Here is a 26034-nt window from a genome sequence, read left to right on the forward strand (position 1 = left end):
AATCACTCACGGTGGTGAGTTCAACCGTTAGACTGACAGTTTAGCTGCCGGGGAGTGAACTAAAGGTTAATGGGACGGTGTGATCGTTTTCTGATTCTGAAAGGTTAAGAAGTTGACCATTTTTGACAAGAGGCACTAGGAGCAACTGTTAGTAAAATTAATCTTGATCAACTGCTTGCCCTTTAAAATTGTACCAAAAAGTCTTAGGCTAAATTAGTCCCCAAAAATGATCAATTCTCAATGCCTACTGCTTCTCTTAACGAAATTGTTCACGCGGCCTTAAGTGGTCAAGTGGTTTCTTTTCCCACGGATACAGTCCCCGCTTTAGCGGTTTCTCCCCCCTATGCTGCCTTAATTTTTGCCGCTAAAAAACGGACTTTTGATAAACCCTTAATTCTCATGGCGGCCTCAGCAGCAGATTTATGGGATTATGTCAAGGGAAGTCAGGAAGAAAGGGAAATTTGGCGACAAATGACCGAAAAACACTGGCCCGGCCCCCTAACTTTGGTTTTACCCGCTTCTGAAAAAGTACCAAAAGTTCTTAACCCTAAGGATCCTAGCACGATTGGTATCCGAGTTCCCGCTCATGCGATCGCAAGAGAAATTCTCGGTCGAACTGGTGTTTTAGCGACCACAAGTGCTAATCTGTCAGGACAAGAGCCTTTATTAACTCCAGAAGCGATTATGACTACTTTTCCCTCGGTGACGGTGTTAGCGCCCACAGAAAGGCAAGCATGGGGAATAATCAATAGTGGACAACCCTCCACCGTTGCGCGTTGGCAATGTCAAAGATGGGATATCTTACGACAAGGGGCAGTTTTTCTGTAAATATGGACGATATTGACGCTTTAAAACGGGAATTACAGCAAACTCGCCTCGCTTATCAGATGGCTGTGGCAATTAATCACCTCAAAAGCAGTTTTTTAGGACGGGTTGCCCACGAATTGCGATCGCCATTGAGCAGTATGATCAGTCTCCATCAAATGATTCTCGCCGATCTTTGCGAAAGTCCGGCCGAAGAAAGGGAATTTATCGCCCAGGGACAACTGGCGGGCCGTAAACTGATGGCAATGCTCGATGAGATGATTAATCTCTCTAAACTAGAGTCGGGTACTATACCTCTCGATCAAGAAATTTTTTCTTTCACTAAACTTTGGCAAGATTGGGCAAGTATAACCTATTTACAGGCAGCTAATCGCAATATTAAGCTTAAATTTAGCCCTTTAACCGATGATATTGCTATTATTGCCGATTATCAGCGTTTATTTTCCGCTCTTGTCCTTCTCGTCGATACAGCGATCGCTAACTTAACGAGCGGCTCTATTTGTATATCGGTAAGCGCCCTTGGCGAGAAAAAAGTCACTATTGTCCTAGAATTTCCCGGGGAAATCGCTCTCTGGCAAATGCCAGAAATTTCCCCTTTGAGTTTAGAATCAAACCAGGAAGAAGTAAAACAATTTACTCAAGCTCTTGGCTTTTCTCCCAGTCTTAAATTTCAGTTAGCGAAGGGGATTATCGAAGTCTCGGGGGGGGAAATGAGCTTAGATCAAATCGATAACAATAGTCAGGACAAGCTCACACGGATCGTTTTTTCTTTACCTCGATCGCCGGACAGGAAAAATCCTCGGGATAACGATTAAATAATACCATCGTCGTGGTGGCGTTGCTTTGGAAACCAATGCGCCGGTAAAATTTCTCTTGATTAGTAGTCATCAAATAGACTCTTTCCACTCGATTTATTCGGGGATGGGCCAAGACTGTTTCTACTAATTTACGCCCTAAACCCGCTCCCTGATAATCGGGATGAACAATCACATCCCAAATAGTTGCCCGATAAATGCCGTCAGAAATGGCGCGAGCAAAACCAATTAATTGCCGCTCATTCCACACCGTCACCACCGGATTACTATAGTCAATTGCGGTTTCTAAATCTTCTAAACGGCGATCAATTGCCCAAAATGCGGTTAAATTAAATAATTCTCGTAGTTGCAATAGATCTATCTTGCTTTTATCCTCGTCAAACTGAATCCGACTACAATCAACCATGATATTTCCTTAGTCTAAGACTAAAAAATAAAAGAGGATTCACGCTCGATCGGGCTGATTTATGAGCAATTTCCCCTAATCTATGTGTTTGATTATACTAAATGTCTAAGATAATCTCTAGTTGATTTATCGTGATTTCTTGACAAGTTATTGATCAGTGATCAGGAGTCGGTCGTCAGGAGATAGGAGGAGATAGGAGTCGGTCGTCAGGAGATTATTTTTATTTATTCTTCCCACACCCCACACCCCACACCCCACACCCCACTTCCCACACCCCACACCCCACTTCCCACACCCCACACCCCACACCCCACACCCCACACCCCACACCCATTACCCCACACCCCACACCCCACTTCCCCACACCCCACACCAATGCTTAACAATCAAAGATATTCGCCGGTGTCTGTCATTTGTTTAGGGGAAATCCTCTATGATCTAATTGCCGATCAAAGCGATCGCGCTATAGAGCAAGTAACTTCTTGGACAACCTACGCCGGGGGGGCGCCGGCAAACGTGGCCTGTGGATTGCGAAAATTGGGCATAAATTCGGCTTTTATCGGTTGTGTGGGCAAAGATCAACCCGGAGAACAGTTAATCGCCTTGCTAGACGCTCTCGGAGTCGATACCACTGGTGTACAGTATCATGCCACCCTACCCACCCGACAAGTTTATGTCACCCGCGATGCTGGGGGAGAAAGACATTTTGCGGGTTTTGGCGGCAGAAAAACGACTGATTTTGCCGATACTGCCCTTAATGCTGACCTATTGCCCGAAAATCTCTGGAAAAATGCCGATTATCTAGTGATGGGAACCCTAGGGTTAGCCTATCCCCCGGCGAGAGCGGCGATGATGCGGTCCCTGCAATTAGCTAAAATTTACGGGGTGAAAGTATTGATCGATATCAACTGGCGGCCGGTTTTTTGGACTAATCTTGAGGCTGCCCCTGATATCATTCGAGATTTTATCGCTCAGGCCGATTTGCTCAAATGTAGCGAGGAAGAAGCAGCATGGTTATTTGGCACTGATACCCCCAGAGAAATATCGTCAAAATACCCCAATTTAGGGGCAATTCTGGTTACTGGCGGCGCAAAAGGTTGTAAATATCATTTAGGCGAAAATAGCGGCAATGTCGAGGCTTTTCCTGGGGAGGCGGTGGATACAACCGGGGCAGGAGATGGCTTTGTGGCTGGTTTTTTGGCTCTTGCCGGTCTTGGAGGCGATAAAATCGGGGAAAATGCCGATTTAGCGCGTAAGGCGGTGATTTATGCCTGTGCGGTGGGGGCAATGGTGACAAGGGGGGCAGGAGCGATCGCATCCCAACCGACTCGGCAGCAGCTGGAGGAGTTTCTAGCGGCCTTTGAATCCTAGAAATTAGCCCTTATTTGCCAGTTTTTTGGTCAAACCAGTCTAAAACCCGATTCCATGCCCACCAGCGATCGCTATCGCCCCACTGACGCTGACAGGATAAACTGCTGATATAACCCACATGACCGCCATGGTTGGTTAAGAGTAGATCCACGTGGGGATTATCAGCGATCGCTGCTTGCAGATCGGGAATAACTGCGGGGGAAAAGAGGGGATCATCGGCCGCGTAGAGGATAAAAGTGGGTTTAGTTAAATAGGGTTGAAAGGGCAAGGGACTACTAGCGGCATAATAGTCAAAAACTGTCTCAAATCCTAGCTTTTTAATCACTAATTCTCGATCGAATCCGGCAATCGTGGTGGCGCGAGTAATTGCTTCGGGATCGATATGATCGGGATGAGCTTTATGGATGCGTTTGGCTAACTTGCGTAATTCCCTGGCGATCGCTTTTTCCAAATGTTTCCCCCAGGTATCCCGGACGAGATAGGATAAGGAACGATTAGAGTCTAAATTAGGACAAATTACCGCCCCACCACCGATATGGGCGGGATCGATCCCCATATCTTCCTGATTCTCTGCCGATTTAATTCCCCAGAGGGCTAATTGTCCCCCCAGAGAGTAACCTGTGAACCAAAAAGGAGCGGGACAGCCCATTTTTTGAGCTTGGGCGGCAATATGAATGAAATCTAGCCCTTCATAGATGCCATCGGAGGTGAGAGTCGGGGATAATTCGGCTGTCTTACCGTGGGCCCGCCAATCGAAGAGGACGACTGCGTAGTTTCTCGCTACGGCTTTTCTGCCTAAAATCCTTAAAAACCATTGATTATCTAAGTCTCCCGTGATGCCGTAGGTCCCGATAATTGTTCCTTTCGCTTGCGGGGGAATGGAAACAATCCCGTAGATGGGGACGGCATTGGCCCCGGTGAAAATGGTTTCTTGATAGACTGGTTCGGGAATAGCGATCGTATTTTGCCAGGTTTCTCGCGCTTTTAGGGACACATAGAGAGTCATGGCAAAACCGTTTTTCAGCAATGGGGGCGGGGTGTAGGTGAGATTATCGGTCTTCGTCCTCGGATGGGCAATCATGGCAGCACAGGGGAATCAAAAAGTCAAGAGAGGGAAACAAAAATTAACTTATGTCCACCGCTTTCTTAAAAATTGTAAAGCAAATTGTCCCAAGCAGCGAGCAACTCTGGCAGGGCAGTGGCCGACCAATTGCCCTCACAACCGCGACCTTGATAGAGAATAAATCGCAGGGAATAATTATCGGGAAATCCTGTCGCTTCTAACCATAAAAGCTCGCTTTCCGCTTCACAAGCAATACTTTCTTCATCCATTAATTCTGTGGCCATGGCCGCCATAGTTGCGGTCAATTGTGATAGTAACCGACGCAAATCTTGCCACTCGGCCTCGGTTAATTCCATCGCCCAATCATCACCACCAATTAATCCTTTATAAACGGCTGCCGTAGGATTCCAACCCAGTCGCCAACCCGAACCATATTTGAGAATTTTTTCCATAATTTTCTAGAATTTTAATAGGTCAGCATCTCCCGGTTTTGATAAGGAGGGACGAGGGGGAGAGGGACTAGGAGAAGGGTTAGGAGTGGGGGTTTCTTGGGGGAGAATAGCGGGGTTATAAATTTCGACTAAAAGAGTTACTAACTGCTGCCGTTGACGACGATTAAGACTGTTCATCGCTTTGATATCGGCAGCCATAGGATTAACGGTAAGGGTTGCTTGTCCGGGATAGTTTTCTTCGCTGATTTTCTCGTTCACTCCTAGGTAATCCCCTAGGGTTAATTGCCAATCAAAACGGATGAGAGTAAATCTTTTTTTGGTATCTTGATGATAACGAAGGAAGCGACTGATTAAAGTATTATTCGGATCGATCGCTCCTGTCTCTCGACGGGTATAGTTGTTTTCTTTCGGTAAATCTGGCATTGCTTGGTAAATTTGTTGAGCAACTGTTTCGGGGCGTTGAATTTGGCTCATCCCGGTGGATTGCCACGATAACCACCAGACAAATATCCCTATCACTAGGCAGAATACTAATAATATTAGTCGCTGAATTTTTAGCTTTTGAGGTAATTTTAATAGCATATTGATCAAGAATAAATTGAGCGGAACCTTTTTATAAATAGTGTCACACAAAGATTGCCATTCATCGCGGCTAGATTTTCCGAAGCTTACGGAACACTTGTACTAAATTATCCAGCCAAGTTTTCCACCATACTGTAATTCTTGGGCTGCCCATTTCTCCATTTTTTTGCTGACCTCGACCTTGATTCCTTCTTTCAAAACTATACCTATCAATCGTTTCCCCTTTTTTTAAGTTTCTTCTCTTTTTGTTAAGAAAGATCTGACTAATCGATAGGGGGGATCGAACCCAAAATCTATCTTCATATTTAATTAGAACCACTTACTTAAAACCCAGAGGGTTTTTGCTAGGGTAGATAACCCCAAGACTGGCAATCGCCCCCAGCCGGCTGCTGTAAAATAGGAAGGATAGATAAAACTCAGGAGAAAAGACCCCAGTGCCGTACAACCCCGCAGAAATCGAACAGAAATGGCAGAAGATTTGGCAGCAAATGGGATTGGACAAAACCCCAGAAAACGCCGATAAACCGAAATTTTACGCCCTCTCCATGTTCCCCTATCCATCAGGCAACCTGCACATGGGTCACGTTCGTAACTATACTATCACCGATGTGATTGCCCGTCTGAAAAGAATGCAGGGTTATCGCGTCCTGCATCCCATGGGGTGGGATGCTTTCGGATTACCCGCAGAAAATGCCGCTATTGAAAGGGGAGTTCCTCCGGCAAAATGGACTGATCAAAATATTGCCCAGATGAAACGGCAATTACAACAGTTAGGATTATCTATCGATTGGGAAAGAGAAGTTGCCACCTGTTCCCCGGAATATTATCGTTGGACCCAATGGCTATTTTTACAGTTTTTTGAATCGGGATTAGCCTACCAAAAAGAAGCGGCAGTGAATTGGGATCCTATCGATCAAACTGTCTTGGCCAATGAACAGGTAGATAGTGAAGGAAAATCTTGGCGATCGGGTGCTAAAGTAGAAAGAAAATTACTCCGGCAATGGTTCCTAAAAATCACCGATTATGCCGAACAATTACTCACTGATTTAGATAAACTTACCGGTTGGCCGGAACGGGTTAAAACCATGCAGGCCAACTGGATTGGTAAATCGGTAGGTGCTTATTTAGAATTTCCTCTTGTTAACTCCACAGAAAAAATTGCTGTTTTTACCACTCGTCCCGATACGGTTTATGGAGTCACTTATGTGGTACTTGCTCCCGAACATCCCTTAACTTTACAAGTTACCACTCCCGAACAAAAATCGGCCGTAGAAACTTTTATTCAAGAGATAGCCAGCGAAAGCGAATTAGAAAGAACTGCCGAAGATAAACCCAAACGCGGTATTAAAACCGGAGGAATGGCAATTAATCCTTTTACTGGTGAAGAAATTCCGATTTTAATTGCTGATTATGTCCTCTACGAATACGGGACGGGGGCAGTGATGGGAGTCCCGGCTCACGACAGTCGCGATTTTAAATTTGCTCGGGAAAATAACCTGCCAATTAAGATAGTTATTACTCCAGAAAGTGGCGAAATTGAGTTAAAAGAGGCTTACACAGAAGCGGGAATTATGATTAATTCCGCTCAATTTAATGGGCTGCATTCTACAGCAGGAAAAACCGCTATTATTGATTATGCCACTGCCCAAGGTTACGGCAAAGCTAGAATACAATATCGTCTCCGGGATTGGTTAATTTCCCGTCAAAGATATTGGGGTTGTCCGATTCCAGTTATCCACTGTCCTAACTGTGGAACCGTGCCAGTACCTATCGATAATTTACCCGTTACTTTACCGGAAAATGTCGAATTTAGCGGTCGAGGTGCTTCCCCTTTAGCCAAATTAGAAGACTGGGTAAATGTGGATTGTCCTCGCTGTGGAACTCCCGCAAAACGGGAAACGGACACTATGGATACTTTCATCGATTCTAGTTGGTATTTCCTCCGTTATACCGATGCTAAAAATGAAGATATACCCTTTCAATTCGAGAAGGTTAATGATTGGATGCCCGTGGATCAATACGTCGGAGGAATCGAACACGCTATCCTACATTTACTCTATTCTCGTTTCTTTACCAAAGTTTTAAGGGACCGAGGTTTAGTTAATGTCGATGAACCTTTTAACCGTCTGTTAACCCAGGGAATGGTACAGGGATTGACCTACAAAAATCCCGAAACTGGCAAATATGTCCCCGCAGAAAATGTTATCTATAAAGAGGATAAATATTGCGATAAAGACACGGGAGAAGTTCTATCTTTCTTCTTTGAAAAAATGTCTAAGTCGAAATATAACGGCGTTGATCCTCTGAAAGTCCTCGAAAAATATGGGGCCGATACTGCCCGAATGTTTATACTTTTTACTGCACCCCCAGAAAAAGATTTACAGTGGGAAGATGCGGGGGTAGAAGGACAATTTCGCTTTCTTAATCGGGTGTGGCGTTTAGTCAGCGAATATATTGAAAATAAACCCAAGCAAGTCAAAAAAATAGAGACTTTCTCGAAAACTGACAAGGATTTAAGACGGGCAATTCACACCGCTATTAAAGAAATCTCCGAGGATTTAGAAGGAGATTATCAATTTAATACCGCCATTTCCGAATTGATGAAACTCAGTAACGCTTTAGGGGATAATAAGTGTTTTGCATCCCCCATTTATCGGGAAGGAATCGAAACCCTATTAATCTTACTTTCCCTTTTTGCTCCCCATCTTAGCGAAGAATTATGGCAAGCTTTAGGCCATAGCCAATCAATTCACCTGCAACCCTGGCCAAAAGTTGATCCCACTGCCCTGATTGTGGACGAGATTACCCTTGTCATCCAAATTTTGGGAAAAACCAGAGGCACGATACAAGTTCCCGCTAGTGCCGATAAAAGCACCCTAGAAACCCTCGCCCTGGAATCAGAAATCGCCCAACGTTATTTAGAGGGCAAGGAAATCAAAAAAGTGATTGTTGTCCCAGGCAAATTAGTTAATTTTGTCGTGGTTTAAATGACAGCAATTATCACAATGGTAGGAAATTAAGAACCTTTTCAGTTATCAGTAACCAGTTAGATTAACACTTTCTATTAAAAACTATCGATAGATAGCAAAATAGAAACTATACAATTAGTATTGTCTGTAAATAAGAATAACCTATGGATATTGAATCAACTAAAGTTACTCCTGAAGAAATTGCCCAGTTTCGCGCTGAATTGGCAGATAATCTAAGTGTGATCGCTGCTTTGGATGCGATTGAAGAATGCGAAGGTTATCTTGAGGATGCTGTACCTTTACTGCTAATGCGAGAAACTGGTACAGAACCAGATAGATCTATCGGTGATTTACTGAAAAAATGCCGCCAATTTATCTGTCAAGAAGAAGTTAGAGAAGGCTTACAATCGGGTATGATTGCACCTTTTATAGAACCGATTTCTGTGAGTGCTGGTATTCCTGTTGGTGTAGCGACAGCTATCGGTATTTGTGCTTTTAAGTTGGGTATGAAAAAGGTTTGTGCTAATTCTGAAACTTAAATCCCTGTAGCGATAAAACCTGCCCAGTAATAAGGACTTATAAAAGGATGGGGTTGGCGTTGTTTTATTTGTTTCAATGATTGTTCATATCGTAGGCGTTGTCCTGGTCGCAGTTGGGCAAGATGTTTGTCTATTTGCGGCTGATATTGCTCCAGAAATTTGTCTAATGACTCAATAGTTAAATTCTGTAACCAGTTTTGAGCTTGTTTTAAAGCAACTGGTACAGAAACTTGCTGATTCTCATCAAATAAAATCTCATATAATTTAATCATCAAGAAGGAGGTTGATAGGTCATCAACTGTCCATAAACTACTGACAACACTGGGACTTCCTGCAAACAGAAAACCACTGGGTAAACCGATATATTCATCGCTGATAGAGTTTAAATCAATTAAGCCAGTTTCGCAAGCGGAAAGGGTGATAAGGCGGCATTTATTCAAGCGCAGTTCAAAGATTTCGCCTAATGTTAAGGGTTCTTTATTGGCTAATAATAAGGCGGATTGAAGGGGATTAGCTGGGTTAAAGCTTCCATGACAGGAGAAATGATAACAGTGGTTATCTGAGGATTTGAGATGGGGAAGAACAGCGTTTTTAGTGGCGTTATCTTGGGCGATAACTTGAGGTTCAGTAAAGAAAGTTGAGAGGATATTAACTTCTAAGTCAGTGTAAAATAAGTCTTTGGTGGGGTTTTGAATGGCGAACAGTTTATTAAAGTCGGAATGGTGAAAAGTTTGGGTGATTTTTTGCAAGATTTGACAACTGGGGGCATATTGTACACCCTTCGGAAATAAATCTTGTAATTCTGATCCCCCCGTTGCCGACTCCCCCCTTTTTAAGGAGGGTTGGGGGGGATCAACAGGTAAGGCGTGTAAGGGTAAAATATGCAGAAACCAATGGGGGATAATAATTAAGCGTTGACAAGTATCGGGAATGAGGGCAAGAATATCATTAATATGCAGAATATCAGCAAAAGTCTGTAAGAGGTTAGATAGTTGATTTTTCCATTCTTGCTTGCCATTTTCGGAGTAGTAAAGCTGTAGATAATTGTTGATTGTATCAAATAATTGATTTATATCATCTTCGGAAGATTGCCAAACTTTAACCTCTCCCTCAGCAGACACGACAAAAGTGAGTATTTTCTCCCTTGTAATGTACCATTGCAGCAGACAAGTTTCGGCATCAGTTAAAGCCTGAATCTCTGTAAATACGATCGGCTCAACTTTTTGAGTGAGGCTAAAGAGAGGATCTTTAATTTCTCTTGCAATAAAATTATCTAAGTCTTGTTGATATTCTTTCAGATAACTATGATCTTGAACGTAGGGAGTTAAGTTATCACGACTCATTAAATTCTGGTTAATGCTTTGATGTTGTAAGCGGATTTGTTCATTAACAACTCTTTGCTTTAATTCATTTAATTGGGCGATAATTTCTTGACTAACGCCTTGGGGGTGTAGGTTTTTCTGGGTGATTAATTCCACCAGATTACGCCCTTTACTGCGTTCGATATATTCTAATGCCTTCTCAGGCTGATTGAGGTTAAGATGGGCTTGTACGATGCGATAAAAAACATCAATAGCATTGGATAAAACCTCTTGGCGACTTTGGGGGTTAAGGGCTTCTAAGCGGGCATTCTCTACCGCTTCAATGGCAGTATTATAGGCTTCTGTTGCAGGTTCCCATTGTTTTTCATCGTAGTGTAGGTTTGCTAAATAACCGGCAGTTCGTGAACATTGAAGGGGATAATTTTTTTTTGTGTAGATTGTTAAGGCATTGTGATAAGACTTGATCGCTCTTTCTAAATTGTCAGCTTTATCCCCTCTGATTCTGTCACTGTAAGCAATAGCGAGATTATTCTGTGTCATTGCCCAATCTTCGGGAAATGCCTCAAAAGTCCTCACTTTCAAGGCTTCCTGGTAAGCGGCGATCGCTTTTTCTAAATTCTCAGCTTTATCCCCTCCGATTCTATGGTAAATAGAACCGAGCAAATTGTGTATCAATATCCAATCTTCAGGAAATGCTTCAAAAGTAAAAACTTTCAGAGCCTGTTGACAATGGGTAATCGCTAGTTCTAAATTTTCAGTCTCATAACCCATGATCTCCCTAAGAAGGTAAACACGAGCAATATTACTTTTTGTCCTTGCCCAATATTCAGGAAATGCTTCAAAAGTTGTCACTTTTAGGGCTTCTTGATAATAGGTGATCGCTGTTTCTAAATTCTCAGCTTGATTACCTCTGATTCTTTCACGGTAAGCATTAGCTAGATTGTTTTGCGTTATTGCCCATTGTTTAGGAGATGCTTGAAAAGTAAAAACTTTTAGCGTTTCTTGATTATGAACAATCGCTAGTTCTAAATTCTCAGATTGATTACCTCTGATTCTTTCAGAATAAGCATTAGCAAGCTCACTTTGTGTGTTCGCCCATTCTTCAGGAAATGCTTCAAATGTGGTCACTTTTAGAGCTTCTTGACAATGGGTGATCGCGGCTTCTAAATTCTCAGCTTTATTTCCTCTGATTCTCTTATGGTAAGCATTAGCTAGATTGTTTTGCGTTATTGCCCATTGTTTAGGAGATGCTTCAAAAGTGAAAACTTTCAGAGCTTCTTGATAATAGGTGATCGCCCTTTCTAAATTCTCAGCTTTCTCCCCTCTGATTCTGTCAACGTAAGCAGCAGCGAGAACTGTTCGGCTATATGCCCAATCTTGAAGAAAAATCTCACGAGTATAAACTCTTAAGGCCTCTCGTCCACAAAAGATCGCTCGTTCTAAATTTTCGGCTTTATCACCTTTTATTCTCTCTGAATAAACAATAGACAGACAAATATTTGTTGCGGCCCAATCGCTTGGAAATGTGTCAAAAGTTCTTACTTTTAGAGTTTCTTGGTAATAGGTAATCGCGAGTTCCAAATTGTCAGCTTTGTCTCCTCTAATTCTTTGAAAGTAAGCATGACCAAGAATTAATTGTATTGTTGCCCAATCTTGAGACAAATCATTAAAAAATCTTGCTTTCAAGACTTTTTGACAAGAGGATATAGCTATTTCCATATTTTCAGCTTTATCTCCTCTGATTCTTTGTAAATAAGCCATTGCAATATTCAGTTGTAGCTTTGCCCATTCTTGGGGAAATGCCTCAAAAGTTATAACTGAGGAGACTTCTGTATAATGCTTGACTATCATTTCTAAGTTTTCAGCTTTATCGCCTTTGATTCTCTCGGAGTAAGCATTAGCCAGAGAGGTTTTAATATTGGCCCATTTTTCGGAAGATGTTTCAAAAGTATAAACTTTCAAGGCTTCTTGGTAAGCGGCGATCGCCAGTTCTAAATTCTCAGCTTTCTCCCCTCTGATTCTGTTAAAGTAAGCAGCAGCGAGATTATTATGTGTACCTGCCCAATCCTGGGGAAATGCGTCAAAAGTGAACACTTTCAAGGCTTCATGGCAAGCGGCGATCTCGCTTTCTAAATTCTCAGCTTTCTCCCCTTTGATTCTATTACGGTAAGCAGCAGCGAGATTACACTGTGTTCTTGCCCATTGTTGGGGAGATGCGTCAAAAGTGAAGATAGTTAAGGCTATTTCATAACCCGTGATAGCAATTTCTTTATTGACGGCGACGTCACCGAGGGGAAATTGACAGATTAAGTTACTGAAATTGACAATAACACCAGCGATAAAATAGGGTTGTTCCCGTGTGACTTGTGTTAATTTTTTTGTCTCCCGACTATCTAGAATTTGTGCTAAATTATCATCCAATTTATCCAGATTTTGCGCCCAGAAGGGATAAATAACTTGAGGATTAGGATTTTCAGAAATTTTTTGTAATGTCTCGATTAAGAAATTGAGATAGTTAGTTTCTGTCTTTATAGAGGAAGAAGAATAGCTTTGTAGCAAATTTCCCGCAATATTCATTAACTGATTCGCATTATTGAGATCGCTTTGTAGCCTTAGATTATCCGCTACTTTTAATAATTCTGTTACCAAACCCTGATCCAACAATTCCTGATTTTCCTGTAATATTCGGGGTTCATCGCCATCATTGCAGGATAATAGCTGATTAATCAGGTTTAGGTAGGCTTGAGTACGCTTTTGCTGTGCGGTATCTTCTTGATCTATATCTTTATTATCAACAGGAGGAGTTATATTTAATCCTTGCGCTACAAATTCCCAATCATCACCTGAGTTCTTACAAAACAATAAAATCTCCTCAGCTTCTATTGCTTCAACACTCGGTACAGGAAAATTCTGCTCCCCTAATCGTCGTGCGAAAGTAGCCGCATCTTCTTGAGACTCAAACAGTAATATTTTGTGATTATCATCTACACTTATAGTATGAATACCCTCATCATCTGCTCCCACATTGTAAAGCAGAACATAAACAGTTTGAGGTAACTGATTAGAGGGTTGCTGCTGAAAATACTGACTCAAAGAAACAGTTAAATCTTTTAGATTAACCTGTAAATTTTGTAAAATTATCCCTGTACTTTCCCCTTGTTGAAAAATCCCAATCAGTAAATGCTCTGTATCAATAGATTCACTCCCTAATTTATCAGCAAATGATAATGCACTGTTTAAAACGAGTTTTGCCGACTCTGTAAAAGGAATATCTACAGGATTCATTTCTGGACTAATTCCTGAACCCCTTCCTAGAATTTTTTCAACTTCAATCCGAGCATTTTTTAGCGTTATTCCCTGCTGTCTTAAAACTTGCGACGCAATTCCTGTCGCTTCACCGATTAACCCTAAAAATATAAATTCCGCTCCTACAAAATTATGCCCCAAGCGACGCGCTTCCTCCTGCGCTAACATAATTACCTTAATCGCTTTCTCTGTAAACCGTTCAAACATAATTTAGACTCCTTATCACTTCTAAACCACGAAACTTATCAGAACTACAACACCTTGATTCGCCATTCCGTAAAAAATTGGACATAATTGAATGAGGACGATGATAATTGATTAATCAGGTTTAGGTATGTTTGGGTGCGTTGTTCATTCATAGCGTGGCGGATGGTGGCGGTTAATTCAGTTATAAGCGATTGATCGGCAATCATCAAGAGTTGGGGATTGGTGGTAAGATTGTCAGAAAAGCGATCGCACTGAATCAAGGCTGAATAATGAGGGGCTATGATAATAGGTCGTGGTTAGAATTTTTAAAACAGTCTATCAAATCCTCATAACAATCATCGAGTAATCCAAGCACTCAGAAATTCAACCTGATCGATCATTTCTTCGGCTGATTTAGTGGCAATTAGCTGTAAAATCCCTCGCATAATTTCCCCCATTGAATATCTTTGTTGTTGGACTAGAATGATTCCTGCATGATTTCTTTTTTGTTGTAAGAAAAGTGTATGTAAATAATAAAAATCTCTAACATTAGAACTATAAAGACTACACCCCTGAGAAGTTGCCCAGATTAATTGTTCTTCATCAGAGTATCCCAATCTATTAGCTTCTAAAGCAGTAATCACATCAACACCTCTACTTTTCAAAATAAAAGCAAGTGATCGCAATGTAGAATCCTCATCCATATATAAGCTAATTCTACTCATAAGAAGAAGAATAATGTAATGCTTCAATGCGATCTGCTTCGGCGGCTTCGGCTATAATTTCTGCTTCTATTGTTTCTTTGTTAGTATGATAGTAAGTTAGAGCGGCATAAACTTGTGCCAAAGAAAGATGAGGGATTTCATCGGCAATTTCTTCAGGACTATATCCTAACTTATACCAGATCACTATTCTTCGTACAGTAACAGCAGTTCCCGTGATAATAGGACAACCTCCATGAATTTTGGGATCGCTTTTTATGAAAGTGCCAATATTGATCTCTGTTAACATAACTTTCTTCGATTCAGTTTCAACTAATTAAACTACATAGGATTATATGCTTTTATCACCATTCTAGCATAGCCCAAGCATTGGTCGGGGTAGGGGATTGAATGGGGAGATTATCAGAATTCTATCACAGGGACGATAGCCGAAAAAAATCCTAGTCAATCAAACAATCAAAAAAAATCATAGTTTAGACGGTATTGGGTGCGTTGTTCATTCATAGCGTGGTAAATTCAGTGATAAGCGATTCATCGGCAATCATCAAGAGTTGGGGATTGGTGGTAAGATTGTCAGAAAAGCGATCGCACTGTATAATCTTGATTGATAGATAAGCTAATTCTACTCACTTGAACTAAATCATCATGAATCAAAAACCGTACCAAGTAGAAGCATTTTGGGATCGAGAGGCGCAAGTTTGGGTAGCAGAGAGTGAAGATATTCCGGGATTAGTCACCGAAGCTGATACCATCGAAGCTTTAACAGCTAAATTACGACAGATGATTCCAGAATTATTACAACTCAATCATCTAATTACTCTTGAACCTCAAGCACCGATAACTTTTGAACTAATTAGTCATCGTCAAGAATCAATTGAGTGCGCTGTTTAGATGGCTACTTCTTTAACACCTGCATTAAAAAAACTGCTCTCAGCAGCTGGATGTTATTTTGAACGTCAAGGTAAAGGAGATCATGAAATTTGGTATAGTCCTCTGACAGAAAGAAGATTTGTAGTTGATAATACTATTAAATCACGCCATACTGCCAATGCAGTTTTGAAACAAGCCGGATTATCTAAAGCCTTTTGAACGCTGTAGAATCTTCATCCATTAATTAAACTACATAGGATTCTATGCTTTTATCACCATTCTAGCATGGCCTAAACATTGGTCGGGGTAGGGGCGAAGCATTGGGATAAAAAATCTAGGATTTCAGCGATAAGTTATTGCCCAAATGCTTCACCCCTACAGTGATTTTCTGCAATTTGAGGAATCACTGTTGCAGAAGGCGGTTCAAAATTCATTGTCTTAATTATGATTGAGGAAAAGGGAGAATAATATAGCGAATCACTGTTCCTAGTAAAGCTGTTCCCAAGATGCCGATTAACGTCCAAATCTGGGCTTTCTGAGAGCCTTTTAATTCTTTTGTATCTTCTTTTACCCCTTCAATATCTTTTTCTAAACTATCGACTTTTTCCTCTAATCTTGCCTGTACTATTTTAATATCCATAAAATCTTTTTGTAGATTATCAAACTTCTGATAAATTGAACCTAAAATTTCTTTGAGATCCTGTTCAATAGTAACTGACATCTGATGATTCTCATAAGTAGGTGGGTGGAATTAAATATAAAATGAACGTAGGTTGGGTTGAAGCATGAAACCCAACGCCCGATTATGTTACGCTACCGCTAACCCATCCTACAAATAATTGTGCCTACCTACTTAATAATGATAGTTATCAGCATTGTTATCTATCTTATCTTAAGTGTTTGCCCAACCGAAGCGCCTCATTTTCCCTTGCTGCCTTCCCTCATTGTTGCCCTCCCCCTCCCATTATCTCCACTAATTTATGAGCCGATAATTCCTGATTAAGCCAATCCTTTCTCAGCCAACCATTGAGGATTATATAAACGAGATTGATAACGGGACCCACCATCACAAAGAACAGTAACTATGGTGTGGCCTGGTCCCATTTGTTTAGCTAAAGCTACCGCAGCACCGACATTAATACCCACAGAACCCCCCATAAATAAACCATCTTTTTGTAATAGTTGATAAACAACTTTAATGGCAGTGGGATCATCAATTTGAATGGCATCATCTATGGGTGCGCCTTCCATATTAGCGGTAATACGACTATTACCAATCCCTTCCGTAATTGAACTACCTTCCAGGGTAATTGTCCCGGTTTTCACATAACTATATAAACCGCTACCCATCGGATCCGCCACCACGCAACGCACCTGGGGATTTTGGTCTTTTAAAAACATCGCCACCCCCGCGTAGGTTCCCCCGGTTCCCGTGGCAGCCACCCAAGCATCAATTTTACCGTCGGTTTGTTCCCAGATTTCCCGGCCAGTGGTTTCGTAGTGAGCGCGACGATTAGCCAGATTATCGAATTGATTAGCCCAGATAGCATTTTCCATCTCGCCAGCCAATCTCCCCGATAATTTAACGTAATTATTGGCATCTCGGTAGGGAACGGCGGGAACAGTACGCACTTCCGCGCCAAGGGTTCTCAATAGGTCGATTTTCTCTTGGGATTGGGTATCGGGAATGATAATCAGGCATTTATAACCCTTAGCATTGCAGATATGGGCCAAACCGATGCCAGTATTGCCGGCGGTTCCTTCGACAACGGTCCCCCCCGGTTGGAGAGTACCAGCTTTTTCCGCTTCTTGAATAATATATAAAGCGGCCCGATCCTTGACCGAACCACCGGGGTTAAGAAATTCGGCCTTACCGAGAATCTCGCAGCCGGTTTCCTCGCTAAAACTATTGAGACGAATTAGGGGAGTATTACCCACCGCATCGACGAAACCATTTTTAATATCCATAATCTGTTATTTTTCGTGCTGTTCGTAGGCTGAGACGATTTTTTGTACTAAGGGATGACGTACCACATCGGCCCGCGATAGGTAAGAAAAAGCGATCCCTTCTACTGATTTTAGGATTTTTTGAGCGGCAATTAACCCCGATTCCTGTGGTTGCGTTAAATCGGTTTGGGTGACATCTCCGGTTACTACCATGCGCGAACTGAATCCGAAGGGAGTTAAGATCATCAATGCGATCGCACTTTCTCCACTGGGGAATTGAATCGTTGGCCAATTTCTACCACTTTAGCAAAATTGTTGTCTTAGCTGGAAATATTGATTAAATTGGAAGTTTTTAGCTGTTATTAGTTACTTAACCTAATATAGTGGTGGCGTTCTGTAAGGAGTCCCGCCGTGACTAACAATTCCATCGAGCCTTTGAATATTGGCAATACGATTAATACTGCCTTCCGTCTTTATCGTGATCGCTTCCAAACTTATGTATTCTTTGCTGTCCGCGCCTGTTTGTGGTCGCTTCTCCCCTTAGTTTTGCAATTAATTCTCAGTCAATTACTTTATCAAACAATTACCCCCGAACAAGGCAGCGATATCGGTTTACGTTTATTTCTTTTCCCAGTACAAATTTTCTCGGCCGCTAAGTATCTTTTCAATAGTGCGGTTATCTCACGATTAGCTTTTCAAGACATTATTTATCAGCCGGAAACTGCCGGACAAGCGGAAAAAAAAGTTAAGCCGAAAATGTGGCGCTTGTGGTGGATGCAGGTTTTGATCGGTTTGTTGGGAGCGGCAATAATCTTGCCGATAACGCTGTCTCTGGTGCTAGTCAGTTTTATCCCCATCCTTGGTGTATTGCTTATTTTACTGGCTTCTTTCTGTCTTCCTGTTTTCTTCCTTTGGTTATCTGCTCGCATTTGCATTGCCGAATTGCCCTTAATAATTGAAGATAATTTAGGCAGTTGGCAAGCAATCAAGAGAGGTTGGCATTTAACTAAAAACTCGGCTTGGAGAATTGTGGGAGTGATATTTATTGCCAGTTTATTAATTATTCCAGCTTATATTCTGTCAGTAGCTTTGGCTTCAATTCCCTTTTGGTTCAATTCTTCGGAGGACTGGCAAACGCTCACGGAAAATCCTCTTTTTTTCCGACAAATGGCGATGTTTTCCTATGGTCTGATTACTATTTTCTTACTTCTGAGTATTTTATTAGTTCCTTTTTGGCAATCTCTCAAAAGTGTGATCTATAATCATCTTTTAGACCAGAAAAAAAATGATGGGGGAGAATACTAATAACTGAGCGGCTGTTGGTGTATCTAAATTACTTGTTAAGACTGTCTATGAGCAGGGGGTGGGGTAGTGGGGAGAGGGGAGAAAAAAGCTGACTCCTGAATTCTGTCTCCTCAATAATGACTTCTAACCCAATGGTAGATGTGGGACTATCTCAACAATCTGTTATTTTTCGTGCTGTTCGTAGGCTGAGACGATTTTTTGTACTAAGGGATGACGCACCACATCGGCCCGGGATAGGTAACAAAAAGCAATCCCTTCTACTGATTTGAGGATTTTTTGAGCGGCAATTAACCCCGATTCCTGTTGTTGCGGTAAATCGGTTTGGGTGACATCTCCGGTTACTACCATGCGCGAACCGAATCCCAAGCGAGTTAAGACCATTTTTAACTGTGCTGGGGTGGTATTTTGGGCCTCATCAACGATAACAAAAGCATTAGCTAGGGTTCGTCCCCGCATATAAGCTAAGGGAGCGATTTCGATTTTACCCCGTTCCATCAGGTCGGGAATTTTGGCCGCTTCGATAAATTCGTATAAAGCATCGTAGAGGGGACGCAAAAAAGGATCGACTTTTTGCTGTAAATCCCCCGGGAGAAAGCCTAATTTTTCCCCCGCTTCCACGGCCGGCCGGGTGAGGATAATCCGTTCTACTTTATCTTCTAATAGAGCTTGTACTGCTAAAACGGCGGCTAAAAAGGTTTTCCCCGTGCCAGCAGGTCCAATACAAAAGGTGATATCGTGACTTTGAATCGCTTGGATATATTGACGCTGACGGAAGGTTTTCGCCCGAATTAGCTCCCCGCGACGGGTACGAGCGAGAATATCCTGCTGTAGTTCTTTATACTCGCTAGAACGCCCCGTATCGAGGGCATGGATAGCGGTCATAATATCGGCTTCGGCGATTAACTTGGCCTCTTGCCATAAAATACTTAAGGAGCGCACAATCGCTGTGGCACGCTCCACCGGGGTCGGTTGCCCCGCAATCCGCAATTCCATGCCTCTGAGGACTAAATTCGCCCCAGTTTGCCTGGCTATCAATTTGAGGTTAGCTTCTTGATGACCCGCTAAAGCGATCGCACTTTCTGAACTGGGGAATTGAATCGTTTGCCAAGTTTCCGTCATGCTTGGGGCTAAATTATCCTTTGGCTGTTTCTACCACTTTAGCAAAAGCGACGGGATCGAGGACGGCTAATTGGGCCAACATTTTCCGATTGAGGAGGATATTAGCTTTCTTTAATTGTCCGGTCAGTTGGCTATAACTGATGCCCTGTTGACGAGCAGCGGCGTTAATGCGGGTAATCCAAAGACGACGAAAATCGCGTTTCCGTTTGCGACGGTCTCTATAGGCATTCCGCAACGCCTTCATTACCTGTTGGTTAGCTGTACGGAATAAGCGCGAGTGAGAACCGCGAAAACCTTTGGCTAATTTGAGAATTTTTTTGCGTCGCTTGCGGGCGACATTCCCCCGTTTTACTCTAGACATGATAATCCTTTAGACGATTTTTCTGGAAAATTTACAAATAGGGCAACATTAAGCGCACTTCCTTCTCGTCGCGCTCGTGTACCAGGGTAATCTGGGACAAACGACGGCGTTTGCGTTCGGCACTTTTATGATCGAGTAGGTGATTTTTGAAGGCTTTGCGACGTTTGATTTTTTTGCCGCTTCCCGTGGCCTCGAATCGTTTGGCCGCCGCCTTTCGCGTTTTTAGCTTGGGCATAAACTCCGTTTTATTAAATCGACACAATCACTAATACTATCACAAATAAAGGACTTTGGGCAAGGAGTCGCCAAAAGATTCCCCGGCTCATCCTTACTTTGGCCAGGTCTGTGCTTGGGAATTAAATCAATCGGGAATTTTCCCCTTCCTCTCGATCGAATCGCTAAGATCCAGATAAAGTCTTGCGTTAACACGCATCTGGAGAAGTTATGGCTAAAACCCTACTAGAACAATTACGCCAATTTACAGTGGTTGTTGCCGATACCGGCGATATCCAAGCGATCGAAGCTTTTACCCCCCAAGATACCACCACTAACCCCTCCCTGATTACGGCTGCGGCCCAAATGCCCCAATATCAGCCGATTGTCGATCAAACCCTGCAAGCGGCCAGAAAAGAATTAGGGCAGCAGGCCACCCCAGAAGATGTGGCCACATTAGCTTTTGATCGCCTAGCGATCGGTTTTGGCCTACAAATCCTGCAAATCGTCCCCGGCCGCGTCTCCACCGAAGTAGATGCCCGTCTTTCCTACGATACCCAAGCTACCATCGACAAGGCCCGTTATCTCATTTCCCAGTATGAACAAGCGGGTATCTCTAGAGAAAGAGTCTTAATTAAAATTGCCTCGACGTGGGAAGGGATTAAAGCCGCAGAAGTCCTCGAAAAAGAGGGAATTCACTGTAATTTAACCCTATTATTCGGTTTCCATCAGGCGATCGCCTGTGCGGAGGCGGGAGTCACCTTAATTTCTCCCTTTGTCGGTCGCATTCTCGATTGGTATAAAAAAGAAACTGGTAAAGACTACGTTGGCGCTGAAGATCCCGGTGTCCAATCCGTTACCCAGATCTATAACTACTATAAAAAGTTTGGCTATAAAACCGAAGTTATGGGGGCAAGTTTCCGCAATATCGGCGAAATTTGCGAGTTAGCCGGCTGTGATCTTTTAACCATTTCTCCGAAACTTCTCGAACAATTGCAAGAGACAGAAGCCGATTTACCCCGTAAGCTCGATCCAGATCAGGCCGCAACCCTTGATATTGTCAAAATTGCCATGGATCAAGTGACTTTTGAGAAAATGCACGCCGAAGATGCCATGGCTTCTGAAAAACTAGCGGAAGGTATTCAAGGTTTTACCAAAGCTTTAGAATTATTGGAACAATTGCTGATTCAACGTTTAACCCAGTTGGAAGGTCAGTCAACCCTAGAACACGCCGCCGAAGATATTTTCCGAGTCTATGATCATGATGGGGATGGTTTCATCACCCGGGAAGAATGGGCGGGAACCGATGCGGTATTCGATGCGATCGATATTAACCATGATGGTAAAATTTCTCCCGATGAGATCGCTGTCGGTTTGGGTGCGGCTTTTCGTTTAGTGGAAGCATAGAATTAGTCGTGCGTTGAACTAACCAGCATCAGTCCCCACCCGCACTCACCCCCACCAGTGGGGAAGTGGGGTGTGGGGGAGTGGGGAAGTGGGGAAGCTGTCCCATCACCCTATCACCCCAAAACCCTATAACCCTATAACCCTATAACCCTATCCCCTGCCTCCTGTCTCCTGATTAAGCTGTCTCTTGGGCAGCGGCTAATTCGGCCAGTTTTCCCTGTTGATCCTTGGCGATACAGGATTGGATCACCTCTTCGATGGCGCCGTCTAAAATGCGATCGAGGGAAAAATTCTGATTTAAGCGATGATCGGTGAGACGATTATCCTTATAGTTATAGGTGCGAATTTTTTCCGAACGCGAACCGGTTCCCACCTGAGAGCGTCGCATGGAACTGACCGCTTCCTGTTGTTCCTGTAACTTCATATCGTACAGTTTCGCCCGGAGAATCTGCATAGCTCGTTCCCGGTTTTGCAATTGCGATCGCTCCTCGGTGCAGAAAACCCGGATTCCCGTGGGTTTATGGATTAAATCGACGGCAGTTTCCACTTTATTGACATTTTGACCGCCTGCTCCCCCAGATCTAGCCGTGGTTAACTCAATATCCTTGGGATCGATATGCACTTCCACATCGTCCACTTCCGGCATAATCGCCACGGTAGCGGTGGAAGTGTGGACGCGACCACTCGCTTCCGTCAGAGGAACCCGCTGCACCCGATGGACTCCCGCCTCAAATTTCAGCTTACTATAGACGTTATCGCCTTTAATCTCTAAAATTGCCTCTTTAAATCCCCCCATATCCGCCGGAGATTCACTCAAAAGGCTAACTTTCCAGTTTTGAGTTTCGGCATATTTTGAGTACAAACGCACTAAATCCCCCGCCCAAATACTGGCCTCATCACCTCCGGTCCCGGCGCGAATTTCCAGCATGATATTCTTTTCATCGAGGGGATCCCGGGGCAGCAGCAGAATGGTTAATTGGTCTTCCAAAGAGGCGATTTTTGCCTCTAATTCTGCCACTTCTAGGGCGGCGATTTCCCGTAGTTCGGGATCGCTGGCGGATTCTTTGAAGATTTGTTTCGCACCGATTAAATCCTCTTGACTTTTTTGCCAAATTTCGTAGGTGTTGACCGTTTCCTCTAGGGAAGCGCGGGATTTGGCCAGACGATGCAATTCACCCGGATTACTGGTGACATCGGGATCCGCTAGACGACGGGTTAATTCTTTGTAGGTCTGTTCAACAGATTGCAGTTTGTCTAGTAAATAACTTTCAGCCATGATCGATAATAAATAGGGTTAAACGGGGTTAATTGGAAGATAACCCGCAAATTCTCTGGATTAGAAGCGTCTAACAGATAATAGAGACGCAATCCTTTTAATTTTCTTAATTTTCTTTGTCTGGAGTTCTGCGAGCTAGGAAAAATCCCGCTCAACTGCTGACAGTAAGTCAGTTTTGCTAATACTTAGAAATATTTTTGGGCCAGCAAGCGGCAAGGGAAGACATTTTTTTCTTAACCAGATTATTCCTATATCTGAAGCTATCATTTTTTGGCTGGTTTGAGCAAGTCATGTTAAATCCTGTTTAAAAGCAGGGGTGTGGGGTGTGGGAAATTGGGGAAGTGGGGTAGTGGGGTGTGGGGTGTGGGAAATTGGGGAAGTGGGGAGATCGGAGATGGAAGCAGGGAGAAAAAAGCTGATAGCTGATAACTGATCACTGATCACTGATAACTGATCACTGATAACTGATCACTGAATACTAAACCTGTCGGAAAGGGGGACAAAAAATGCTAGGATGGCGACAGCACAGAGAAAAGTGAAAGAAAGGAATATAGCTTTACATGGAAGAGTTTGACAAGTCAATATCCTTTGATGGCAGGGATATTCGACTAAAAATAGGGCTTTTAGCCCCCCAAGCTGGCGGTAGTGTTCTGATCCAATCGGGAGAAACGGCGGTTTTAGTGACAGCAACCACAGCCAAAGCCAGAGAAGGAGTAGATTTCCTGCCCTTAACCGTTGATTACGAAGAAAGATTATACGCCGCCGGGCGCATCCCGGGAGGATTTTTGCGTCGTGAAGGTCGTCCCCCGGAAAAAGCAATTCTGACCGGTCGTTTGATTGATCGCCCCCTGCGGCCCCTCTTCCCCAATTGGATGCGGGATGATATTCAGGTGGTCGCTACGACCCTCTCAATGGATGAGGAGGTACCCCCGGATGTTTTGGCCGTTACCGGGGCTTCTGTGGCGGTTTTGTTGGCAGGTATTCCCTTCCAAGGACCGATGGCAGCGGTGCGCGTCGGTTTACTGGGGGATGAATTTATCATCAATCCCACCTACAAGGAAATCCATAACGGAGAATTGGATTTAGTGGTGGCGGGTAGTCCTGAAGGGGTGGTGATGATCGAAGCGGGAGCCAATCAGTTACCGGAACGGGATATTATTGAGGCGATCGATTTTGGTTATGAAGCAGTGCGCGACCTGATCACCGCTCAACGGGAATTGATCGATCAGTTGGGTATTCCCCTCGTCACCCGAGAAGCGCCGGTAGTAAACGAAACCGTGCAGAATTTCCTGAAAGAGCAAGCTAAAGAGGAAATTAAACAGATTCTCTGCCAGTTTACCCTCAGCAAAACCGAACGGGATGAGAAATTAGAGGCGATCGAAAATCGGATCAAGGAAACTATAACCGCTCTCCCCGATGAAGATCCCTTAAAATCTCCAACGCTGGAAGAACCGAAGTTAATCGGTAATCTCTTTAAGGATCTGACCAAAAAACTGATGCGCGCCCAAATTATCGAGGATGGGGTGCGGGTTGATGGTCGCCAACTGGACGAAGTACGGCCGATTTCTTGCCGGGTAGGAGTTTTACCCCGTCGGGTTCACGGTAGCGGTTTGTTTAATCGCGGTTTAACCCAAGTGCTTTCGATCGCCACCCTTGGCACCCCCGGGGATGCTCAGGATTTAGGGGACGATCTCCATCCCGAAGATGAAAAACGCTATCTTCATCACTACAATTTCCCACCCTTTTCCGTCGGTGAAACCCGTCCCATGCGCTCTCCCGGCCGTCGAGAAATCGGTCACGGTGCTTTAGCGGAAAGGGCGATCGTGCCTGTCCTCCCCCCCCAGGAGGAATTTCCCTATGTGCTGCGGGTGGTGTCGGAAGTCCTCTCTTCTAATGGTTCCACCTCCATGGGTTCCGTGTGCGGTTCTACCCTAGCGCTGATGGATGCCGGTGTTCCCCTGAAAAAACCCGTTAGCGGTGCGGCCATGGGTTTAATTAAAGAAGGGGAAGAAGTGCGTATTTTGACCGATATCCAAGGTATCGAGGATTTTCTGGGAGATATGGACTTTAAGGTGGCTGGCACTGATTCCGGCATCACCGCTCTCCAGATGGATATGAAAATCCCCGGTTTAAGCATGGAAGTGGTGGCCAAGGCGATCGAACAAGCTTTACCGGCCCGCAAACATATCCTAGAGAAGATGTTAGCAACCCTAGAAAAACCCCGCACAGAATTATCTCCCCACGCACCCCGGTTATTGACGATCAAGATCGATCCGGATCTGATCGGGTTAGTCATCGGGCCGGGTGGTAAGACGGTTAAAGGGATTACTGAACAGACCGGCACGAAAATCGATATCGATGACGATGGGACTGTCACCATTTCCTCTACCGATGGGGAACAGGCCGAAAAAGCTAAACGACTGATTTACAATATGACCCGCAAACTCAATGAGGGGGAGGTTTATCTCGGTCGCGTGACTCGCATTATCCAAATCGGTGCTTTTGTGGAAGTTTTGCCGGGGAAAGAGGGAATGATCCATATTTCCCAATTGGCCGAGGGACGCGTCGGTAAGGTCGAAGATGAAGTGGCCGTGGGGGATGAGGTGTTAGTCAAGGTACGCGAGATCGATAGTAAAGGTCGTCTCAATCTCACCCGTCTCGGTATTCATCCCGATGAGGCCGCCGCTGCCCGTAAAGCTGCTACTGTAGTCTAGGTAAATTTTCTGTTCATGGTTAACCCTCGATCGCTCGATCGAGAGTTTTTTTATCGCTAAAATTGCCTAAAAACAGCAATAGAGACGTAAAAAAAACGCCTCTATCCCGGTATTTTCCCTAGATAGGGTTTGCTGAATAAATCTAAAAACCTTGTTGGGTAAGACTTTTAGACTTTTTGTCAATCAAAAAGTACCAGGTATGGGAGTGATCAGGGGGAAAATTCCGGGACTTTTTCCCTAAAAATTAGGTAATTGGCCACCTCA

The 26034-nt window shown here is 43.6% G+C and carries 24 protein-coding genes and 1 pseudogene; 10 read left to right on the forward strand and 15 right to left on the reverse strand.

Going from position 1 to position 26034, the window contains the following annotated elements; all coding sequences use genetic code 11:
- The first annotated feature begins 240 nt into the window (after nucleotides 1-240).
- The gene (locus IM496_RS14770) at nucleotides 241-828 is read left to right on the forward strand and encodes an L-threonylcarbamoyladenylate synthase (protein ID WP_104396352.1); all 588 of its coding nucleotides are present in this window, start codon (nucleotides 241-243) and stop codon (nucleotides 826-828) included.
- Nucleotides 783-1640, forward strand: a complete 858-nt coding sequence (locus IM496_RS14775) for a sensor histidine kinase (RefSeq protein ID WP_287662381.1) — start codon at nucleotides 783-785, stop codon at nucleotides 1638-1640. The genes IM496_RS14770 and IM496_RS14775 overlap by 46 nt, the downstream gene beginning before the upstream one ends.
- On the opposite strand, the gene IM496_RS14780 is transcribed toward IM496_RS14775, so the two are convergent.
- Complete coding sequence (locus IM496_RS14780; RefSeq protein ID WP_194017670.1) at nucleotides 1576-2046, reverse strand: GNAT family N-acetyltransferase; 471 nt, start codon at nucleotides 2044-2046, stop codon at nucleotides 1576-1578. The genes IM496_RS14775 and IM496_RS14780 overlap by 65 nt on opposite strands.
- A 375-nt stretch (nucleotides 2047-2421) precedes the next feature.
- Between IM496_RS14780 and IM496_RS14785 the strand changes: the two genes are divergently transcribed.
- On the forward strand, nucleotides 2422-3417 hold the full coding sequence (locus tag IM496_RS14785; protein WP_287662383.1) for a carbohydrate kinase family protein: 996 nt from the start codon (nucleotides 2422-2424) through the stop codon (nucleotides 3415-3417).
- Nucleotides 3418-3427: 10 nt separating this feature from the next.
- On the opposite strand, the gene IM496_RS14790 is transcribed toward IM496_RS14785, so the two are convergent.
- From IM496_RS14790 to IM496_RS14800, 3 genes are all read right to left on the reverse strand, one after another.
- Nucleotides 3428-4498 carry a YheT family hydrolase gene (locus IM496_RS14790; protein WP_194015470.1) on the reverse strand — a complete coding sequence of 357 codons (1071 nt, stop codon included), beginning with the start codon at nucleotides 4496-4498 and terminating at the stop codon, nucleotides 3428-3430.
- 65 nt (nucleotides 4499-4563) lie between these two features.
- Nucleotides 4564-4932, reverse strand: coding sequence for a DUF1818 family protein (locus IM496_RS14795; RefSeq protein ID WP_194015468.1), 369 nt, complete (start codon nucleotides 4930-4932; stop codon nucleotides 4564-4566).
- A gap of 6 nt (nucleotides 4933-4938) precedes the next feature.
- The gene (locus tag IM496_RS14800; protein ID WP_194015466.1) at nucleotides 4939-5514 is read right to left on the reverse strand and encodes a hypothetical protein; all 576 of its coding nucleotides are present in this window, start codon (nucleotides 5512-5514) and stop codon (nucleotides 4939-4941) included.
- A gap of 434 nt (nucleotides 5515-5948) precedes the next feature.
- Between IM496_RS14800 and leuS the strand changes: the two genes are divergently transcribed.
- Nucleotides 5949-8501: a leucine--tRNA ligase gene (gene leuS, locus IM496_RS14805; RefSeq protein WP_287662389.1), complete on the forward strand. Its 2553-nt coding sequence runs from the start codon at nucleotides 5949-5951 to the stop codon at nucleotides 8499-8501.
- A 146-nt stretch (nucleotides 8502-8647) separates the two neighbouring features.
- The gene (locus IM496_RS14810; RefSeq protein WP_287662391.1) at nucleotides 8648-9022 is read left to right on the forward strand and encodes a hypothetical protein; all 375 of its coding nucleotides are present in this window, start codon (nucleotides 8648-8650) and stop codon (nucleotides 9020-9022) included.
- On the opposite strand, the gene IM496_RS14815 is transcribed toward IM496_RS14810, so the two are convergent.
- From IM496_RS14815 to IM496_RS14830, 4 genes are all read right to left on the reverse strand, one after another.
- Nucleotides 9019-13857, reverse strand: a complete 4839-nt coding sequence (locus IM496_RS14815; protein ID WP_287662392.1) for a DUF3110 domain-containing protein — start codon at nucleotides 13855-13857, stop codon at nucleotides 9019-9021. The genes IM496_RS14810 and IM496_RS14815 overlap by 4 nt on opposite strands.
- Nucleotides 13858-13901: 44 nt before the next feature.
- On the reverse strand, nucleotides 13902-14117 hold the full coding sequence (locus tag IM496_RS14820; RefSeq protein ID WP_287662393.1) for a hypothetical protein: 216 nt from the start codon (nucleotides 14115-14117) through the stop codon (nucleotides 13902-13904).
- 75 nt (nucleotides 14118-14192) lie between these two features.
- Nucleotides 14193-14561 (reverse strand): DUF5615 family PIN-like protein, encoded by a 369-nt coding sequence (locus tag IM496_RS14825; protein ID WP_004162358.1) that lies wholly within the window; start codon nucleotides 14559-14561, stop codon nucleotides 14193-14195.
- Nucleotides 14554-14847, reverse strand: a complete 294-nt coding sequence (locus IM496_RS14830; protein WP_149978192.1) for a DUF433 domain-containing protein — start codon at nucleotides 14845-14847, stop codon at nucleotides 14554-14556. The genes IM496_RS14825 and IM496_RS14830 overlap by 8 nt, the downstream gene beginning before the upstream one ends.
- 356 nt (nucleotides 14848-15203) lie before the next feature.
- Here IM496_RS14830 and IM496_RS14835 point away from each other — a divergent pair, with 356 nt between their 5' ends.
- Together IM496_RS14835 and IM496_RS14840 are read left to right on the forward strand one after the other, a co-directional pair.
- On the forward strand, nucleotides 15204-15449 hold the full coding sequence (locus IM496_RS14835; RefSeq protein WP_008203482.1) for a DUF1902 domain-containing protein: 246 nt from the start codon (nucleotides 15204-15206) through the stop codon (nucleotides 15447-15449).
- Nucleotides 15450-15647, forward strand: a complete 198-nt coding sequence (locus tag IM496_RS14840) for a type II toxin-antitoxin system HicA family toxin (protein ID WP_002761284.1) — start codon at nucleotides 15450-15452, stop codon at nucleotides 15645-15647.
- A gap of 223 nt (nucleotides 15648-15870) precedes the next feature.
- On the opposite strand, the gene IM496_RS14845 is transcribed toward IM496_RS14840, so the two are convergent.
- The 3 genes and pseudogenes from IM496_RS14845 to IM496_RS14855 all read right to left on the reverse strand — a co-directional run.
- Nucleotides 15871-16149 (reverse strand): hypothetical protein, encoded by a 279-nt coding sequence (locus IM496_RS14845; protein ID WP_287662394.1) that lies wholly within the window; start codon nucleotides 16147-16149, stop codon nucleotides 15871-15873.
- Nucleotides 16150-16427: 278 nt separating this feature from the next.
- Nucleotides 16428-17396 carry a cysteine synthase A gene (locus IM496_RS14850; protein ID WP_287662395.1) on the reverse strand — a complete coding sequence of 323 codons (969 nt, stop codon included), beginning with the start codon at nucleotides 17394-17396 and terminating at the stop codon, nucleotides 16428-16430.
- A gap of 6 nt (nucleotides 17397-17402) precedes the next feature.
- Nucleotides 17403-17621: pseudogene (locus IM496_RS14855) on the reverse strand (PhoH family protein); the annotation flags it as partial.
- 165 nt (nucleotides 17622-17786) lie between these two features.
- Between IM496_RS14855 and IM496_RS14860 the strand changes: the two are divergent.
- The gene (locus tag IM496_RS14860) at nucleotides 17787-18680 is read left to right on the forward strand and encodes a hypothetical protein (RefSeq protein WP_287662397.1); all 894 of its coding nucleotides are present in this window, start codon (nucleotides 17787-17789) and stop codon (nucleotides 18678-18680) included.
- A gap of 162 nt (nucleotides 18681-18842) precedes the next feature.
- On the opposite strand, the gene IM496_RS14865 is transcribed toward IM496_RS14860, so the two are convergent.
- The 3 genes from IM496_RS14865 to rpmI are packed head-to-tail and all read right to left on the reverse strand — an operon-like array spanning nucleotide 18843 to nucleotide 20395.
- Complete coding sequence (locus tag IM496_RS14865; RefSeq protein ID WP_002772048.1) at nucleotides 18843-19799, reverse strand: PhoH family protein; 957 nt, start codon at nucleotides 19797-19799, stop codon at nucleotides 18843-18845.
- 13 nt (nucleotides 19800-19812) lie between these two features.
- On the reverse strand, nucleotides 19813-20160 hold the full coding sequence (gene rplT / locus IM496_RS14870; RefSeq protein WP_046661759.1) for a 50S ribosomal protein L20: 348 nt from the start codon (nucleotides 20158-20160) through the stop codon (nucleotides 19813-19815).
- A gap of 31 nt (nucleotides 20161-20191) precedes the next feature.
- Nucleotides 20192-20395: a 50S ribosomal protein L35 gene (gene rpmI, locus IM496_RS14875; protein ID WP_002781071.1), complete on the reverse strand. Its 204-nt coding sequence runs from the start codon at nucleotides 20393-20395 to the stop codon at nucleotides 20192-20194.
- A gap of 209 nt (nucleotides 20396-20604) precedes the next feature.
- On the opposite strand from rpmI, the gene IM496_RS14880 reads away from it, so the two are divergent.
- Complete coding sequence (locus tag IM496_RS14880) at nucleotides 20605-21780, forward strand: transaldolase (RefSeq protein WP_287662398.1); 1176 nt, start codon at nucleotides 20605-20607, stop codon at nucleotides 21778-21780.
- 175 nt (nucleotides 21781-21955) lie between these two features.
- On the opposite strand, the gene prfA is transcribed toward IM496_RS14880, so the two are convergent.
- Nucleotides 21956-23056, reverse strand: coding sequence for a peptide chain release factor 1 (gene prfA / locus IM496_RS14885; RefSeq protein ID WP_194018438.1), 1101 nt, complete (start codon nucleotides 23054-23056; stop codon nucleotides 21956-21958).
- A 560-nt stretch (nucleotides 23057-23616) separates the two neighbouring features.
- Between prfA and IM496_RS14890 the strand changes: the two genes are divergently transcribed.
- Nucleotides 23617-25770, forward strand: coding sequence for a polyribonucleotide nucleotidyltransferase (locus IM496_RS14890; RefSeq protein ID WP_194018380.1), 2154 nt, complete (start codon nucleotides 23617-23619; stop codon nucleotides 25768-25770).
- The last annotated feature ends 264 nt before the right edge of the window (nucleotides 25771-26034 follow it).

It is taken from the genome of Microcystis sp. M049S2 (genome assembly GCF_020245625.1).
GTDB lineage: Bacteria > Cyanobacteriota > Cyanobacteriia > Cyanobacteriales > Microcystaceae > Microcystis > Microcystis ichthyoblabe_A.